This is a genomic window from Streptomyces sp. NPDC002463 (assembly GCF_042889835.1).
Lineage (GTDB): Bacteria > Actinomycetota > Actinomycetes > Streptomycetales > Streptomycetaceae > Streptomyces > Streptomyces nymphaeiformis.
On sequence record NZ_JBIARL010000021.1, the window covers coordinates 71,656 to 87,552 of the forward strand.

Here is a 15,897-nt window from a genome sequence, read left to right on the forward strand (position 1 = left end):
CCCCGTATCGATGCGATCACGGTATACCAAACGCTTGACGACCCCTCGGCTCGCTGCTTTGGTATACCGAAACGCGGCTCGGGGCCCCGCCGCGCTCGACGTCTCACCCTGTGCGATCTGTGAATCGAGGGTTTGTCCGTGAGTACCACACCGCTCGGCAAGACCGTCCCCGCCGCGACCGCCCCCGCCGGCGGCCGCCCCAGCCGGGTCCGCTGGAAGATGTTCGTCCTGCTCCTCGGCGTCGTCGCGCTCAACTACATCGACCGCGGCTCCGTCTCCGTCGCCCTGCCCCTGATCACCGACGACCTGGGCCTCTCCAAGGAGACCACCGGTTTCGTCCTCAGCGCCTTCTTCTGGACGTACGCGCTGATGCAGATCCCCGGCGGCTGGCTCGCCGACCGCTTCGGCCCCCGCAGGATGGTCTCCGGCGCCTGTATCGGCTGGGGCGTGGCCCAGGCCGCGACCGCCGCCGCCACCGGCGCGGGATCCCTGCTCGGCTACCGCCTCCTCCTCGGCGCCGTCGAGGCCCCCGTCATGCCCGCCGGCGGCAAGCTCAACGCCCAGTGGCTGCCCGCGAAGGAACGCGGCCGGGGTGCGGTGCTGCTCGACGGCGGCGCCCCGCTCGGCGCCGCGCTCGGCGGCATCCTCATCTCCGCGCTCATCGCCTGGACCGGCAGCTGGCGGACCAGCTTCGTCATCGCCGGCGTGCTGACCGTCGTCATCGGCCTGTGCGCCGCCTGGTACGTCCGCGACACCCCGCGCGAGCACCCCGGCGTGAACGACGCCGAGGCCGCGTACATCGAGAGCGCGCACGCCGCCGAGGACGCGGCCGGCCCGGCCGACGAGCGCACCGGTCTGCGCCCGTACCTCAGGCACCGCTCGTTCTGGGCGATGTGCCTGGGCTGGATGGGCTTCAACGGCGTCTTCTACGGACTGCTCACCTGGGGCCCGCTCTACCTCTCCGAGACCAAGGGCTTCGACATCAAGACCATCGGCTGGTCGACCCTGGTCATCTTCGGCTCCGGCTTCGTCGGCGAGCTCACCGGCGGCTGGATCTCCGACCGCCGCAAGGCCGCCGGCGCGGGCGCCAACGCCGTGATGCGCACCATGATGGGCGTCGCGGGCGTGGCCGTCGTCGCGGGGCTGCTCGGCGTGGTCCTCGTACCGGACCCGACGACCGCCGTCATCCTCCTGTCCGCCGTCATGTTCTTCCTGCGCTGGGCGGGCCTCTACTGGTCGCTGCCCTCCACCCTGGCCGGCCGGTCCAACGCCGGCGTCGTCGGCGGCGCGATGAACCTCGCCGGCAACATCGCCGGAATCGTCACCCCCATCGCCGTCGGCTACATCGTCGGCGGCACCGGCTCGTACACCTGGGCGCTGCTCTACTTCGTCGGCGCGGGTGTCCTCTTCACCGTCTCGTCCCTCGTCATCGACTACAGCAGGAGGCTCGCCGTCCGATGATCCGTATCGGCATGCTCACCCCGTCCTCCAACACCTGTCTGGAGCCGGTCACCTACCGCCTCCTCGACGGGGCCCGGGACCTCGCGAGCGCCCACTTCGCGCGCGTCCCCGTCACCCGGATCGCCCTCGACGGCGGCTCCGACGCCCAGTTCGCCCCCGAGCCGATGCTCGCCGCCGCCCGGCAGCTCGCCGACGCGCGCGTCGACGTCATCGCCTGGAACGGCACCTCCGGCTCCTGGCTCGGCGTCGACCACGACCGGGAGCTGGCCGCCGCGATCACCGCGGAGACCGGCGTCCCGGCCACCACCTCCACGCTCGCGCTGCTCGACGCCTGCGCCGCGTACGGCGTGACCCGGCTCGGCCTGGCCGTCCCCTACACCAGGGACGTCGCCGAGCGGATCGTCACCACGTACGCCACCGAGGGCCTGGACTGCGCGCTCGCCGAGCCGTTCGGGGTCTCCGACAACGAGGCGTTCGCCCGCATCGCCGAGACCGACGTCGCCCGGCAGATCGAGCAGGCCGCCGCCGCGGACGCCCACGCCGTCGCCGTCGTGTGCACCAACGTGTACGGCGCGGGCGCCGCCGCCGGACTCGAGACCACACTTGGTATACCGGTCTTCGACAGCGTGACCGCCACGCTGTGGAAGGCGCTCGACCTGGCGGGCGCACACCCCGCCCTCGACGGCCACGGCGACCTGCTGCGCTCCGGAAGCCTCCGCGCCGGCTTCCAGCGGGTGCTCGGCGAGCTGCGCACGGCCATCGGCACCGACCGCACCACCCTGCGGCTCGACCTGCCCGGGCACGGCCTGCACGTGGACCTCACCGCCGGCGAGGCACTCGGCCCCGGCGTCCGCTCCATCCGCCGCGACGCCGGCCTCGACCAGCGCCGGCTCAACACCGTCGAGTGGCTGGAGCAGCACCGGACCCCGCTCGTCCAGCCCCACTTCCGGGACGACCCGAAGCCGCCGCAGGCCCTGATCGACGTCTACGGCGTCCGTGCGCAACTGCTCGCGCCGGTCGTCCGCGACACGGACATGACCGGCTGGATCTCCGCCCACAGCCTCGCGGAGCGGGAGTGGAGCGCCACCGGCCGGGCCGCCATGGCCGCCGCGATCGCCGATGTGCACCACCTGCTCGACACGTACGGAAAGGCTCACGCCGCATGACCACGAAAGACATCAAGATCGCCCTGGGCGTCGACGTCGACGCCGTCGCCGGCTGGCTCGGCAGCTACGGCGGCGAGGACTCCCCGAACGACATCCAGCGGGGCGTCTTCGCGGGCGAGATCGGCACCCCGCGCCTGCTCAAGCTCTTCGAGCGGTACGGGATCCGGACCAGCTGGTTCATCCCCGGCCACTCCATCGAGACCTTCCCCGAGCAGACCCGCATGGTCGTGGAGGCGGGCCACGAGGTCGGCGCGCACGGCTACTCGCACGAGAACCCGATCGCGATGAGCCCCCAGCAGGAGGAGGACGTCCTCGCCCGCTCCGTCGAGCTGATCGAGGAGTACACCGGCCGCCGCCCGCGCGGCTACGTGGCGCCCTGGTGGGAGATGTCCCCGCACACGGCGGCCCTGCTCCACAAGTACGGCTTCTCCTACGACCACAGCCAGAACTACCGCGACTTCACACCGTTCTACGCCCGCGTCGGCGACAGCTGGACGAAGATCGACTACGCGAAGGACGCCAAGGACTGGATGAAGCCGCTGGTCCACGGCCACGAGGTCGACCTCGTGGAGTTCTGCGGCAACTGGTACGTCGACGACCTGCCGCCCATGATGTTCAACAAGCACGCCCACAACAGCCACGGCTACGTCAGCCCCCGCGCCCTGGAGCAGGACTGGCGCGACCAGTTCGACTGGGTGTACCGCGAGCTCGACTACGCGGTCGTCCCGGTGACCCTCCACCCCGACGTGAGCGGCCGCCCGCAGGTCCTCCTCATGCTGGAACGCTTCATCGAGTACGTGTCGGGGCACGCCGGCGTCACCTTCTGCACCCTGGAGGACGTCGCCGACGACTTCCGCCGCCGCTTCCCCTTCGAAGGCGGGGCCCGCCCGGCGGACATGCGCTGAGGTGACGCCCGTGGATCAGCAGCCGATCACCTGACGTCGTCGCTCAGGCCCAGCACGCGCGGGTCGTGCCCGGGGAAATCCCCGGGCATGCCGCCCACCTCGACGGTGCGCCCGTAGACGCCCGCCAGGAACGCCACGGCACCGACCGGGAACTCCGACCAGTCGCCGTTGTCCCCGCGCACGACCACCGGCCACGCGTCCGGGTCGGCGGCCGGGCTCGTCTTCCAGTAGAACGTGTCCCCGGAAACGGACGACGCCCAGGCGATCAGACCGCCCGGCCGCGGGAAGGGGACGTAGTCCTCGGTGTCACCCGTCTCGAACAGATCCTGGAGGATCTCGTCGTCCCCGGCCTCGGACGCCCACAGCGCCTCGGTGCCGGGCCGGGGAACCGACACCGTCAGGAAATCGTCGACGACCAGGACCGGATACGCCTCCGCCAGGGAACGGAAGTCCGAGGGCAGCGCCGTCCCGAGGCCCGCCTCCAGGGCGACCCAGTCCACGCCGCGCCCACCGGGCACGCGCCAGGGCGTCATCGACGGGAGCACGGCCTCCAGCTCTTCGACGCCCACCATGCCGTCCGCCCCTCCGCGCTGTTCTCGACCACGACGAAGGCGAACAGTACGTGTTCGAAACGCGGCGGCCCGGTCGGCCGTGACCCGCTCATCGACATCGTGCCCGGCGAGGACGGCGGCCCCGCGCGCCGCAGCCTCGTGATCGGCGACCGTCACGCCCGGAGCGCCGCCGCCGTCGGAGCCTTCGGCCGCGCGACCCGCGCCGGGGGGTGAGGGCGGCGGCACCCGGGCCGTCGCCCCTCCGGAAGCACCTACCCTTGAGCCATGACCCTCAGCAGCGACCGGAGCCCGGCAGTGAACGTTCAAGGAACCAAGACCTACGAGATCCGCACCTACGGGTGCCAGATGAACGTCCACGACTCCGAGCGGCTCTCCGGTCTGCTGGAAGAGGCGGGTTACGTCCGGGCCCCCAAGGGCGCGGACGGCGACGCCGACGTCGTCGTCTTCAACACCTGCGCGGTCCGCGAGAACGCCGACAACAAGCTGTACGGCAACCTCGGCCGCCTCGCCCCGATGAAGACCACGCGCCCCGGCATGCAGATCGCCGTCGGCGGCTGTCTCGCCCAGAAGGACCGCGACACCATCGTCAAGAAGGCCCCCTGGGTCGACGTGGTCTTCGGCACGCACAACATCGGCAAGCTGCCGGTCCTCCTGGAGCGCGCCCGCGTCCAGGAGGAGGCGCAGATCGAGATCGCCGAGTCCCTGGAGGCCTTCCCCTCCACACTGCCGACCCGCCGCGAGTCCGCGTACGCCGCCTGGGTGTCGATCTCCGTCGGCTGCAACAACACCTGCACGTTCTGCATCGTCCCGGCCCTGCGCGGCAAGGAGGAGGACCGCCGGCCCGGCGACATCCTCGCCGAGATCGAGGCGCTCGTCGCCGAGGGCGTCTCCGAGATCACCCTGCTCGGCCAGAACGTCAACGCGTACGGCTCCGATCTGGGCGACCGCGAGGCCTTCAGCAAGCTGCTGCGCGCCTGCGGGCAGATCGAGGGCCTGGAGCGCGTCCGCTTCACCTCCCCCCACCCCCGCGACTTCACGGACGACGTCATCGCGGCCATGGCCGAGACGCCGAACGTCATGCCGCAGCTGCACATGCCGCTCCAGTCCGGCTCGGACTCGATCCTCAAGGCCATGCGCCGCTCGTACCGGCAGGAGCGTTTCCTCGGCATCCTCGAGAAGGTCCGCGCGTCCATCCCGCACGCGGCCATCTCCACCGACATCATCGTGGGCTTCCCCGGCGAGACCGAGGAGGACTTCGAGCAGACGATGCACACCGTCCGCGAGGCCCGCTTCGCGAACGCGTTCACCTTCCAGTACTCCAAGCGCCCCGGAACCCCGGCGGCGACCATGGAGGGCCAGATCCCGAAGGAGGTCGTGCAGGCGCGCTACGAGCGCCTGGTCGCCCTCCAGGAGGAGATCTCCTGGGAGGAGAACAAGAAGCAGGTCGGCCGCACCCTGGAGGTCATGGTCGCGGAGGGCGAGGGCCGCAAGGACGGCGAGACCCACCGGCTGTCCGGCCGCGCCCCCGACAACCGGCTCGTCCACTTCACGAAGCCGGACGAGGACGTCCGCCCCGGCGACGTGGTGACCGTCGAGATCACGTACGCGGCGCCGCACCACCTCCTCGCCGAGGGCCCGACCACGGCCGTCCGCCGGACGCGGGCGGGCGACGCGTGGGAGAAGCGCACGACCGCCGCCCCGAAGCCGACGGGCGTCCTCCTGGGCCTCCCGCAGATCGGCGCCCCGGCCCCGCTCCCGCCCATGGAAACCCCGGCCTGCGGCACCCACTGACCCGCACGGCCCGGGGCCCCGCCCCGTGTGACCCGGCCCGCCCCGGCGTGGCCCCCCGGGTGCGCCCGCGCCCGGCGGGGCGGCGCAGCGGGCGGCGGTGGTCCCGGTCCTGCCCGGACGGCAGCGCGCCGGCGCAGTAGGCTGCGGATCATGCTTGTCGCCGCAGCCGTCTGCCCCAGCCCCCCGCTCCTCGTCCCCGAGGTCGCGACCGGTGCCGCACCCGAGCTGGACGCCGCGCGGGCGGCCTGTGCGGATGCCGTCGGGCTGCTCGCCGCCTCCCGCCCGGACCGGCTGTACGTCGTCGGGCCCGCCGAAGAGGGCGGGGTGTACCCGGCCGGCGCGCAGGGCTCCTTCGCCGGTTTCGGCGTCGACCTCTCCGTACGGCTGGGAGAGGGTCCACGCCCGACCGACCGCCCCCTCCCCACCCCCCTCGCCGTCGCCGCCTGGCTCCTCGCCCGAGTCGCCTGGGCCGACGCGCCGATCGAGGGCCGGGCCGTCGCCGCGGCGGCGACGCCCGACGTCTGTGCCGGGCTCGGCCGCGAACTGGCGGGTTCCGCCGAGCGCGTCGCCCTCCTGGTGATGGGCGACGGCAGCGCCTGCCGGACCGTCAAGGCCCCCGGCTACCTGGACGAGCGGGCCGCCGGGTTCGACGCGGAGGCGGCCCGCGCCCTGGGCGCGGCCGACACGACCGCACTGCTCGCGCTGGACGCCGGGCTCGCGGCCGAGCTGAAGGCGGCGGGCCGCGCCCCCTGGCAGGTCCTCGCGGGCGCCGCCGAGGGCGCGGGGCTCGACGGCCGGCTGCTCTTCGAGGACGCCCCGTACGGTGTGGGGTACTTCGTCGCGGCCTGGTCGTAGGAGCAGGGACGACGAACGGCGGACGGCCGCGGAGCGCGAAGCTCCGCGGCCGTCCGCCGTGCGGAGGGACTGTCGGTCGACGCCGGTCGTCAGACGGCCGGCGGCGGCGTGGCGTCACCGCTCCCGGGCGTGCCGTCGTCCTTGTGGCCGATCCGGTCGATGGCGTCCTTCGCCTTGCCCGTACCGGACTGGATCTTGTCGCTGTACTTGCCCTTGGTCTTCTCGTCGACGAACTTTCCGGCCTTGTCCAGGCCGTGGTCGATCTTCTCGCCGTGCTGCTGCGCGAGGTCGGCGACCTTGTCCTTGGCCGGGGCGAGCTTGGCCTTCAACGAATCCAAAAGACCCATGGGGCACCTTCCCTCCGCGGACCTCGGGGGTCCGTGTTCCGTGTCGTGCGTTCCGTGTGCTGCCCCCAGGACCCCGGGGGCCTACCTGCGGGCGCCGTCGCCCGCCTCGTTGTCGGCGGCGGCCTCGGCCGACTGCTGCTTCGGGATCTCCACGGCCGCCTCGACGACCACCTCGACGTCCCCGGCACCGTCCGCCTCGTTCTCGGCCGGAGCCGTCAGGGCCTCGGCGGTGACGTCCGCCCCGGCGTCGGTCCCGGTCTCCTCCGGGGAGGTCTCCTGCTTCTTGCGTCGAAACATTGCAAAAACGCCCATATCCACTCCATAGCGTACTCGGATGGGAGCGGCTCCGAGCTGATCGACGGTCGGAACCTCGCAACTGGCAACGAAGTCGGACGGGGCCCGTCACGTAGCTCGTTCGGGGGCCGGTCCCGAGGTTTGCGAGACTGGGACGGTGAGAAGCGCAGCTCCCGCACCGCGGGTCATCGCCGTCGTCGGCCCCACGGCAGCCGGAAAGTCCGATCTGGGTGTATTCCTGGCCCAGCAGCTCGGCGGCGAGGTCGTCAACGCCGACTCGATGCAGCTCTACCGGGGGATGGACATCGGGACCGCCAAGCTGACGCCCGAGGAGCGCGGCGGCATCCCGCACCACCTCCTCGACATCTGGGACGTGACGGAGGCCGCCAGCGTCGCCGAGTACCAGCGGCTCGCGCGCGCCGAGATCGACCGTCTCCTCGCCGCCGGCCGCACCCCGGTCCTCGTCGGCGGTTCCGGGCTCTACGTAAGGGGGGCCGTCGACGCCCTGGAGTTCCCCGGCACCGACCCCGCCGTCCGGGCCCGTCTCGAGGCCGAGCTGGAGGAGCGCGGCTCCGGAGTCCTGCACGCCAGGCTCGCCGACGCCGACCCGGAGGCGGCCCGCGCGATCCTGCCCAGCAACGGCCGCCGCATCGTCCGGGCCCTCGAGGTGATCGAGATCACCGGCAAGCCCTTCACCGCCAACCTCCCGGGCCCCGACTCCGTCTACGACACCGTCCAGATCGGCGTCGACGTGGCCCGCCCCGAGCTCGACGAGCGGATCGCCACGCGCGTGGACCGGATGTGGGAGGCCGGTCTCGTCGACGAGGTGCGCGCCCTGGAGGCGCAGGGGCTGCGCGAGGGACGCACGGCGGCCCGCGCCCTCGGCTACCAGCAGGTCCTCGCGGCGCTCGCGGGGGAGTGCACCGAGGACGAGGCGCGCGCGGAGACCGTGCGGGCCACGAAGCGCTTCGCGCGCCGCCAGGACTCGTGGTTCCGCCGGGACCCGCGGGTGCACTGGCTCAGCGGAGCCGCCGATCACCGCGGGGAACTCCCGCGGGAGGCGCTGTCGTTGGTCGAACGAGCGGTTACAGCCTGATCACGTGATGGCATCGGGACGCACTGCCCGTCATTTCGGCGGTCATGAGCGTGCCATCATCGAGCATCGATCGACCAAGTGAAGTCCGAGTGGGGAGGGCGCGTGGCGATGGAGGCCGGCCCTCGCGACAGAGAACAGCACGAGGCGGCCCTGGGTGACCCGACGGCGGATCCGTCGGTCGACACGCCGGGCCACCCGACGGACGACGCACCCGTCGCGGCCCCGGGGCTGACCCCGGACGGTCCCGACGACGCCGTGGGCACGGCCGTCGAGGTCGACACCGACGAGGTCGAGGTCGAGCTGCGCCCCCAGCGCCGGCTGCGGATCTGGCAGCTCGCCCCGATCGTGGGCCTGGCCGCCGTCGGCTCGCTGATGTTCGCCTTTCCGCTCGCGTTCGGCTCGGGGGACGGCGGCGCCGTCGTCGCCATGCTCGGACTGCTGATCAGCTCCTGCGCGGCGGGCTGGGGCATGATGGCCGCCCGCAAGGTCGGCTACACCTGGCCGGGACTCCCGCAGCGCGGCTCGGGCGAACGCCCCGACTGGCGCGTCCTCGCCCTGTACCTGACGACGATCGCGGCCCTGGTCGCCCTGGCCGTCTGGCGTGTGGCGCGCCTCCGCTGAACCGCGGGACCCGCACGGGCGCATGCGCGCCCTTGCCCCTACGCGCCCCCGCCCGTACGGAGCCCCCGCCCCGTACGAAGCCCGGCCCGGCCCCGTGCGGGCATGGCCGGGATCGGAGGGGGCCGGGGGTGCCCGGTCCGGCCGGGCCCGGGCTGTGGACAGGCGGGTCGGGTGTCGGGGGTGGCACGTACAGTTGATCGTGTGACCAGCACGCAGACCTCGCCGCTCCCCTTCCTCAAGGGCCACGGCACCGAGAACGACTTCGTGATCGTCCCCGACGCGGAGAACGCCGTCGACCTGCCGCCCGCCGTCGTCGCGCGGCTCTGCGACCGGCGGGCCGGCATCGGGGGCGACGGGCTGCTGCACGTCGTGCGCAGTGCCGCCCACCCCGACGCCCGCCACCTGGCCGACGAGGCCGAGTGGTTCATGGACTACCGCAACGCCGACGGCTCGGTCGCCGAGATGTGCGGGAACGGCGTCCGGGTCTTCGCCCGCTACCTGGAGCACGCGGGGCACGTCACCGCGGGCGAGGTCGCGGTCGCCACCCGGGGCGGCGTCAAGTACGTCCACCTCGACAAGGACGGCTCCGTCACCGTCGCCATGGGCCGCGCCCTGCTCCCCGAGGACGGCGTCACCGTCACCGTCGACGGCCGCAGCTGGCCCGCCCGCAACGTGAACATGGGCAACCCGCACGCGGTCGCCTTCGTCGAGGACCTCGCCCACGCCGGGACCCTGTACGACGAGCCGCCGTACGAGCCGGCCGCCGTGTACCCGGACGGCGTGAACATCGAGTTCGTCGTCGACCGCGGCCCCCGCCACGTCGCCATGCGGGTCCACGAGCGCGGGGCGTCCGAGACCCGCTCCTGCGGCACCGGCGCCTGCGCCGTCGCCGTCGCCACCGCCCGCCGGGACGGCGTCGACCCCGCCGAGAGCGGCACCCCCGTCACGTACACCGTCGACGTGCTCGGCGGCACCCTGGTCATCACCGAGCATCCCGACGGCCGGATCGACATGACGGGACCCGCGGTCATCGTCGCCGAGGGCACCGTCGACCCGGAGTGGCTCCAGCCGGCTTCGTGATCGCCCGCGAGGGAATCGAAACTGTCAACGACTCGTTTATCGCTCGAATGGGTGATCCGATTCACGCTGAGCGAGAGCGTGACTGCGCCACGTGGTGGGGTCGGTAGCATCAAGCACCGGCCCCCCGGGCACGCCAGGCCCGCCCACCGCCGGTCCATGTTGCCGGAGGTGCCCCATGAGCGCAGAGGCCACCAACCCCGAGGCCGCCCCCACCGACGTGGCCGTCCGCAGACGCGGACGCGCCCGGATCGACCTGCGCCGCCTCGGCCGCGCCGCCCTGCTGAACGCCACCGCAGGACCGGCACCCCGTGACCGCCTGCCCGACGCCATCAGCCATGTGGCGGAGGCGCACCGCGCCCACCACCCCGAGGCCGACCCGACGGTGCTCGGCCGGGCGTACGTCCTCGCCGAGTCCTCGCACCGCGGCCAGTTCCGCAAGAGCGGCGAGCCCTACATCACCCATCCGCTCGCCGTCACCCTCATCCTCGCCGAACTCGGCGCGGAGACCACCACCCTGACCGCCTCCCTCCTCCACGACACCGTCGAGGACACCGAGGTGACGCTCGACCAGGTGCGCCGCGAGTTCGGCGACGAGGTCGCCTACCTCGTCGACGGCGTCACCAAGGTCGAGAAGATCGACTACGGCGCCGCGGCCGAGCCCGAGACCTTCCGCAAGATGCTCGTCGCCACCGGCAGCGACGTCCGGGTCATGTCGATCAAGCTCGCCGACCGCCTCCACAACATGCGCACCCTCGGCGTGATGCGCCCCGAGAAACAGGCCAGGATCGCCAAGGTCACCCGCGACGTCCTCATCCCGCTCGCCGAGCGCCTCGGAGTCCAGGCCCTCAAGACCGAGCTGGAGGACCTCGTCTTCGCGATCCTCCACCCCGAGGAGTACGAGGCCACCCGCGCGCTCATCGCCGACAACCCCGGCGCCGGCGACGCGCTCGGCGCCGTCGCCGCACAGGTCACCACCGTCCTGCGCGAAGCCGGCATCGGCGCGGAAGTCCTCGTCCGGCCCCGGCACTTCGTCTCCGTCCACCGGGCCCGCCTCAAGCGCGGCGAGCTGCGCGGCTGCGACTTCGGCCGGCTCCTCGTCCTCGTCGCCGAGGACGCCGACTGCTACGCGGTCCTCGGCGAGCTCCACACCTGCTTCACCCCGGTGATCTCCGAGTTCAAGGACTTCATCGCCGCCCCCAAGTTCAACCTCTACCAGTCCCTGCACACCGCGATCGCCGCCCCCGACGGCGCCGTCGCCGAGGTCCTCATCCGGACCCACCGGATGCACAAGGTCGCCGAGGCCGGAGTCGTCGCCCTCGGCAACCCCCACGTCGGCCAGGAGCCGGACGGCCCCCTCCAGGGGACCGGCCTTCCGCAGACCGACGACGGCGAGCGCGTCGACCCCACCCGCCCCGGCTGGCTCTCCCGCCTCCTCGACTGGCAGCAGTCCGCCCCCGACCCCGACACCTTCTGGACCTCGCTCCGCGCCGACCTCGCCGAGGACGACGAGATCACCGTCTTCCGCGCCGACGGGAGCGCCCCCGGCACGATCAGCCTCCCCGCCGGCGCCAGCTGCGTCGACGCTGCGTACGCACAGCACGGCGAGGCCGCCCACACCTGCCTCGGCGCCCGCGTCAACGGCCGCCTCGCCCCGCTCAGCACCGTCCTCGGCGACGGCGACACCGTCCAGCTGCTGCTCGCGCAGGACGCCGTGTCCGGGCCGTCCCCGGAGTGGCTCGACCACGCCCGCACCCCCGCCGCCCGGATCGCGATCACCGGCTGGCTCCGCGCCCACCCCGAGAGCGCCGCGCCGCCCGCCCCCACCGACCCGCGCCCCCAGGTCAGCGTCCCCGCCGACCGCCGCTCCGGCGCCGAGCTCCACGCCGACCTGGACGGCGAGCAGCCCGCCGCCGTCCGCCCCGCGGGCTGCTGCACCCCCGTACCGCCCGACGAGATCACCGGCTTCCGTGTCCGCGGCGGATCGGTCACCGTGCACCGCGCCCGCTGCTCGGCCGTCGACGCCATGCGCGGCCTCGGCCGCGAACCCGTCACCGTCCGCTGGGGCGACACCCCGCAGGGCAGGGTCACCCTCGTCGCCGAGTCCTTCGGGCGGCCCGGACTGCTCGCCGACCTCACCGAGGCCATCGCGACCTTCGGCGCCGCCGTCGTCTCGGCGAACGTCGAGCCGCCCAGCGAGCAGCGGGTCCGCCACACGTACACCCTCCACCTCCCCGACGTGACCGGCCTCGCCGCGCTCATCCGCGCCATGCGGGACGTGCCGGGGGTGTACGACGTCAGCCGCGCCCGCCCGTCGCGGGGAGTGAGCTGAGGAAGCCCCTTCTCCGGGTGCCCGCCGTTCCCGCGGCCTGAGCCGGTGACCCGCCTCGGGTGTCCCCCTTCGGGTGGCCGGTGCGCGCGCCGCCCCCGTGCGCGGCGGCCGCACTGGTAGCCGTAGGGCCATTCCTCCGGAAAGGCCCTGGCCCATGCCGCTCGTCCGAACGCCCCTGCCCCGCGCGCGGTGGCTCCGCTCCGCCGTCCTGGTCGCCGCCTCGGCCGGGCTCGTCGCCGCCGCACTGCCCGCCCCCGCGCCGCTCGGCATCGGGGACCCGCTCTTCCCCCATCTCGGCAACCCCGGCTACGACGTCCTCGCGTACACGCTCGACCTCACCTATCCCGGGGTCAACACCAAGCCCCTCGCCGCCGTCACCCGGATCGACGCGCGCGCCACCGAGGAGCTGGAGCGGCTCAACCTCGACTTCACCCACGGCACGGTCTCCGCCGTCACCGTCGACGGCCTGCCCGCCCGGTACGCGAGCAGCGGCGAGGACCTGGTCGTCACCCCCGTCGTGCCGATCGACGCGGGCGAGGAGGTCGAGATCACCGTCACCCACACCAGCGACCCCACCGGCCCCGCCGCCACCGGCGGCTGGGTCCGCACCGGCGACGGCCTCGCCATGGCCAACCAGGCCGACGCCGCCCACCGGGTCTTCCCCTCCAACGACCACCCGTCCGACAAGGCCTGGTTCACCTTCCGGATCACCGCCCCCAGCGAGCTCACCGTCGTCGCCAACGGCCTCCCCGAGGGCCGCGTCGACCACGGCGCCACCACCACCTGGACGTACCGCAGCCGGCACCCCATGGCCACCGAGCTCGCCCAGGTATCCATCGGCCGCTCCACCGTCGTCCACCGCGAGGGCCCCCACGGGCTGCCCGTACGGGACGTGGTCGCCACCGCCGACCGGCAGCTCATGGAGCCCTGGCTGCGCCGCACCCCCGGCCACCTGGAGTGGATGGAGCGGCAGGTCGGCCCGTACCCCTTCGAGACGTACGGCGTGCTCATCGCCGACGCGGACACCGGCTTCGAGCTGGAGACCCAGACCCTCTCGCTCTTCGAACGCGGCATCTTCACCGAGCCCGCCTACCCCGAGTGGTACGTCGACTCCGTCATGGTCCACGAGCTGGCCCACCAGTGGTTCGGCGACAGCGTCTCGCCCCGTACCTGGTCCGACCTGTGGCTCAACGAGGGACACGCCAGCTGGTACGAGGCGCTGTACGCCGAGGAGACCGCCGGCAAGTCGCTGGAGCTCCGCATGAAGGCCGCGTACGCCGCCTCCGACGGGTGGAGGGCCGACGGCGGACCCCCGGCCGCCCCGGAACCCCCCACGCCCGACCACAAGATCAGCCTCTTCCGGCCCGTCGTGTACGACGGCAGCGCCCTCGTCCTCTACGCGCTCCGCCAGGAGATCGGCACCGAGGCCTTCAAGACCCTGGAGCGCCGCTGGGTCGCCGAGCACCGGGACGGGACCGCAACCACCGCCGACTTCGTCGCGCTCGCCGGTGAGGTCGCCGGACGCGACCTCACCGCCTTCCTCCACGGCTGGCTGTACGAGGCGAAGACCCCGGCGATGCCCGGGCACCCGGACTGGCGCAGCCGCCCCGCCGAGGCGCCGAAGACCGCGGCGAAACCCGGTTGAGGGTCGCGGCGAACCCCGGGGTCGGGTCGCGGCGAAACCCGGATGACGGGCCCGGTGGGGCCGTGACACCATCTTCAGGTCGGCGACGCGGCCGCGGACGGGAATCTTCCGGCATCCGCAGGCGTTGTGACCGGCACAGGCACACACATCTCCTCATCGACGTTAGGACCCAATGACCTCCTCTTCTTCCCCTTCCCAGGACGAGCAGAGCTTCGCGGAGACGAGCCGTACCGAGAGCCTTCGGGCCGATGCCCTGATGGAAGAGGACGTCGCCTGGAGCCACGAGATCGACGGAGAGCGGGACGGCGACCAGTTCGACCGCTCCGAGCGTGCGGCGCTGCGCCGTGTCGCGGGCCTCTCCACCGAGCTCGAGGACGTCACCGAGGTCGAGTACCGCCAGCTGCGCCTGGAGCGCGTCGTGCTGGTCGGTGTCTGGACCTCCGGGACGGTGCAGGACGCGGAGAACTCCCTCGCGGAGCTCGCCGCCCTCGCCGAGACGGCCGGCGCCCTCGTGCTCGACGGCGTGATCCAGCGCCGCGACAAGCCGGACCCGGCCACCTTCATCGGCTCGGGCAAGGCGCGCGAGCTGCGCGACATCGTGCTCGAGACCGGTGCCGACACCGTCGTCTGCGACGGTGAGCTCAGCCCCGGCCAGCTCATCGCCCTCGAAGACGTCGTCAAGGTGAAGGTGGTCGACCGGACCGCCCTCATCCTCGACATCTTCGCCCAGCACGCCAAGTCCCGAGAGGGCAAGGCGCAGGTCGCACTCGCGCAGATGCAGTACATGCTGCCGCGACTGCGCGGCTGGGGTCAGTCGCTCTCCCGTCAGATGGGTGGCGGCGGCGGTGGCGGCATGGCCACCCGTGGTCCCGGTGAGACCAAGATCGAGACCGACCGGCGCCGCATCCGCGAGAAGATGGCGAAGATGCGCCGGGAGATCGCGGAGATGAAGACCGGCCGCGACATCAAGCGGCAGGAGCGCCGCCGTAACAAGGTGCCGTCGGTCGCCATCGCCGGATACACCAACGCCGGCAAGTCCTCCCTGCTCAACCGCCTCACCGGCGCGGGCGTCCTCGTGGAGAACGCACTGTTCGCCACCCTCGACCCGACGGTCCGCCGGGCCGAGACGCCCACCGGCCGGGTCTACACCCTGGCCGACACCGTCGGCTTCGTCCGGCACCTGCCGCACCACCTGGTCGAGGCGTTCCGCTCCACCATGGAGGAGGTCGCCGAGTCCGACCTCATCCTGCACGTGGTGGACGGCTCGCACCCCGCCCCGGAGGAGCAGCTGGCCGCCGTGCGCGAGGTCTTCCGCGACGTCGGCGCGGTGAACGTGCCGGAGATCGTCATCATCAACAAGGCCGACGCGGCCGACCCGCTGGTCCTCCAGCGTCTGCTGCGGATGGAGAAGCACTCCATCGTGGTCTCGGCCCGCTCGGGCCAGGGCATCGACGAGCTGCTCGCGCTCATCGACTCCGAGCTGCCGCGCCCGCAGGTCGAGCTGGAGGTCCTCGTGCCGTACACGCAGGGCGGTCTCGTCTCGCGCGTGCACGCCGAGGGCGAGGTGCAGTCCGAGGAGCACACCCCGGAGGGCACCCTGCTCAAGGCCCGGGTGCACGAGGAACTGGCGGCGCTGCTCGCGCCGTACGTCCCGGCCGCGCACTGACGAACGGCGAAGGCGCCGGTCTCCCCCTCTCGGGGGGAGACCGGCGCCTTCTGCTGTCCACCGCTCTTG

The 15,897-nt window shown here is 72.9% G+C and carries 14 protein-coding genes; 11 read left to right on the plus strand and 3 right to left on the minus strand.

The window, feature by feature from the left end; all coding sequences use genetic code 11:
• Window positions 1-138 precede the first annotated feature (138 nt).
• Genes ACFYX3_RS33290 through ACFYX3_RS33300 form a run of 3 tightly spaced genes read left to right on the plus strand, consistent with a single transcriptional unit; the run spans window position 139 to window position 3,532 of the window.
• Window positions 139-1,461 (plus strand): MFS transporter, encoded by a 1,323-nt coding sequence (locus tag ACFYX3_RS33290; RefSeq protein WP_389021535.1) that lies wholly within the window; start codon window positions 139-141, stop codon window positions 1,459-1,461.
• The gene (locus ACFYX3_RS33295) at window positions 1,458-2,627 is read left to right on the plus strand and encodes a GAF domain-containing protein (protein WP_389021538.1); all 1,170 of its coding nucleotides are present in this window, start codon (window positions 1,458-1,460) and stop codon (window positions 2,625-2,627) included. The genes ACFYX3_RS33290 and ACFYX3_RS33295 overlap by 4 nt, the downstream gene beginning before the upstream one ends.
• A complete protein-coding gene (locus ACFYX3_RS33300) occupies window positions 2,624-3,532 on the plus strand; it encodes a polysaccharide deacetylase (RefSeq protein ID WP_389021541.1) in 909 nt (302 codons plus the stop codon). Before ACFYX3_RS33295 ends, ACFYX3_RS33300 begins: the two co-directional genes overlap by 4 nt.
• A 26-nt stretch (window positions 3,533-3,558) precedes the next feature.
• Here ACFYX3_RS33300 and ACFYX3_RS33305 read toward each other — a convergent pair whose 3' ends face one another.
• Complete coding sequence (locus ACFYX3_RS33305) at window positions 3,559-4,104, minus strand: hypothetical protein (RefSeq protein ID WP_389021544.1); 546 nt, start codon at window positions 4,102-4,104, stop codon at window positions 3,559-3,561.
• Between the two features lie 264 nt (window positions 4,105-4,368).
• Here ACFYX3_RS33305 and miaB point away from each other — a divergent pair, with 264 nt between their 5' ends.
• Both miaB and ACFYX3_RS33315 read left to right on the plus strand, forming a co-directional pair.
• Window positions 4,369-5,895, plus strand: a complete 1,527-nt coding sequence (miaB, locus tag ACFYX3_RS33310) for a tRNA (N6-isopentenyl adenosine(37)-C2)-methylthiotransferase MiaB (RefSeq protein WP_382663345.1) — start codon at window positions 4,369-4,371, stop codon at window positions 5,893-5,895.
• 150 nt (window positions 5,896-6,045) lie between these two features.
• Window positions 6,046-6,750, plus strand: coding sequence for a hypothetical protein (locus tag ACFYX3_RS33315; RefSeq protein ID WP_389021548.1), 705 nt, complete (start codon window positions 6,046-6,048; stop codon window positions 6,748-6,750).
• Window positions 6,751-6,839: 89 nt separating this feature from the next.
• On the opposite strand, the gene ACFYX3_RS33320 is transcribed toward ACFYX3_RS33315, so the two are convergent.
• Window positions 6,840-7,097, minus strand: a complete 258-nt coding sequence (locus ACFYX3_RS33320; RefSeq protein ID WP_389021551.1) for an antitoxin — start codon at window positions 7,095-7,097, stop codon at window positions 6,840-6,842.
• Between the two features lie 81 nt (window positions 7,098-7,178).
• A complete protein-coding gene (locus tag ACFYX3_RS33325) occupies window positions 7,179-7,394 on the minus strand; it encodes a gliding motility protein (protein ID WP_389021553.1) in 216 nt (71 codons plus the stop codon).
• A gap of 154 nt (window positions 7,395-7,548) precedes the next feature.
• Here ACFYX3_RS33325 and miaA point away from each other — a divergent pair, with 154 nt between their 5' ends.
• The 6 genes from miaA (at window position 7,549) to hflX (ending at window position 15,828) form a co-directional block, all read left to right on the plus strand.
• Entirely contained in the window at window positions 7,549-8,487 is a 939-nt protein-coding gene (gene miaA / locus ACFYX3_RS33330) for a tRNA (adenosine(37)-N6)-dimethylallyltransferase MiaA (RefSeq protein WP_389021556.1), read from the plus strand.
• Between the two features lie 108 nt (window positions 8,488-8,595).
• Window positions 8,596-9,108, plus strand: coding sequence for a hypothetical protein (locus ACFYX3_RS33335; protein WP_181924847.1), 513 nt, complete (start codon window positions 8,596-8,598; stop codon window positions 9,106-9,108).
• 201 nt (window positions 9,109-9,309) lie between these two features.
• On the plus strand, window positions 9,310-10,188 hold the full coding sequence (gene dapF, locus ACFYX3_RS33340) for a diaminopimelate epimerase (RefSeq protein ID WP_376585084.1): 879 nt from the start codon (window positions 9,310-9,312) through the stop codon (window positions 10,186-10,188).
• Between the two features lie 175 nt (window positions 10,189-10,363).
• Window positions 10,364-12,517 carry a RelA/SpoT family protein gene (locus ACFYX3_RS33345; protein WP_389021559.1) on the plus strand — a complete coding sequence of 718 codons (2,154 nt, stop codon included), beginning with the start codon at window positions 10,364-10,366 and terminating at the stop codon, window positions 12,515-12,517.
• Window positions 12,518-12,671: 154 nt separating this feature from the next.
• The gene (locus tag ACFYX3_RS33350) at window positions 12,672-14,162 is read left to right on the plus strand and encodes a M1 family metallopeptidase (RefSeq protein WP_389021563.1); all 1,491 of its coding nucleotides are present in this window, start codon (window positions 12,672-12,674) and stop codon (window positions 14,160-14,162) included.
• 172 nt (window positions 14,163-14,334) lie between these two features.
• Window positions 14,335-15,828, plus strand: a complete 1,494-nt coding sequence (gene hflX, locus ACFYX3_RS33355; RefSeq protein ID WP_376585078.1) for a GTPase HflX — start codon at window positions 14,335-14,337, stop codon at window positions 15,826-15,828.
• Window positions 15,829-15,897 lie beyond the last annotated feature (69 nt).

Excerpts from the sequence above, each read along its gene's own strand:
- ACFYX3_RS33295 (WP_389021538.1), top strand. The coding sequence starts at position 1,458 with ATGATCCGTATCGGCATGCTCACCCCGTCCTCCAACACCTGTCTGGAG.
- ACFYX3_RS33300 (WP_389021541.1), top strand. The coding sequence starts at position 2,624 with ATGACCACGAAAGACATCAAGATCGCCCTGGGCGTCGACGTCGACGCC.
- ACFYX3_RS33305 (WP_389021544.1), bottom strand. The coding sequence starts at position 4,104 with ATGGTGGGCGTCGAAGAGCTGGAGGCCGTGCTCCCGTCGATGACGCCC.
- miaB (WP_382663345.1), top strand. The coding sequence starts at position 4,369 with ATGACCCTCAGCAGCGACCGGAGCCCGGCAGTGAACGTTCAAGGAACC.
- ACFYX3_RS33315 (WP_389021548.1), top strand. The coding sequence starts at position 6,046 with ATGCTTGTCGCCGCAGCCGTCTGCCCCAGCCCCCCGCTCCTCGTCCCC.
- ACFYX3_RS33320 (WP_389021551.1), bottom strand. The coding sequence starts at position 7,097 with ATGGGTCTTTTGGATTCGTTGAAGGCCAAGCTCGCCCCGGCCAAGGAC.
- ACFYX3_RS33325 (WP_389021553.1), bottom strand. The coding sequence starts at position 7,394 with ATGTTTCGACGCAAGAAGCAGGAGACCTCCCCGGAGGAGACCGGGACC.
- ACFYX3_RS33335 (WP_181924847.1), top strand. The coding sequence starts at position 8,596 with ATGGAGGCCGGCCCTCGCGACAGAGAACAGCACGAGGCGGCCCTGGGT.
- ACFYX3_RS33345 (WP_389021559.1), top strand. The coding sequence starts at position 10,364 with ATGAGCGCAGAGGCCACCAACCCCGAGGCCGCCCCCACCGACGTGGCC.
- ACFYX3_RS33350 (WP_389021563.1), top strand. The coding sequence starts at position 12,672 with ATGCCGCTCGTCCGAACGCCCCTGCCCCGCGCGCGGTGGCTCCGCTCC.
- hflX (WP_376585078.1), top strand. The coding sequence starts at position 14,335 with ATGACCTCCTCTTCTTCCCCTTCCCAGGACGAGCAGAGCTTCGCGGAG.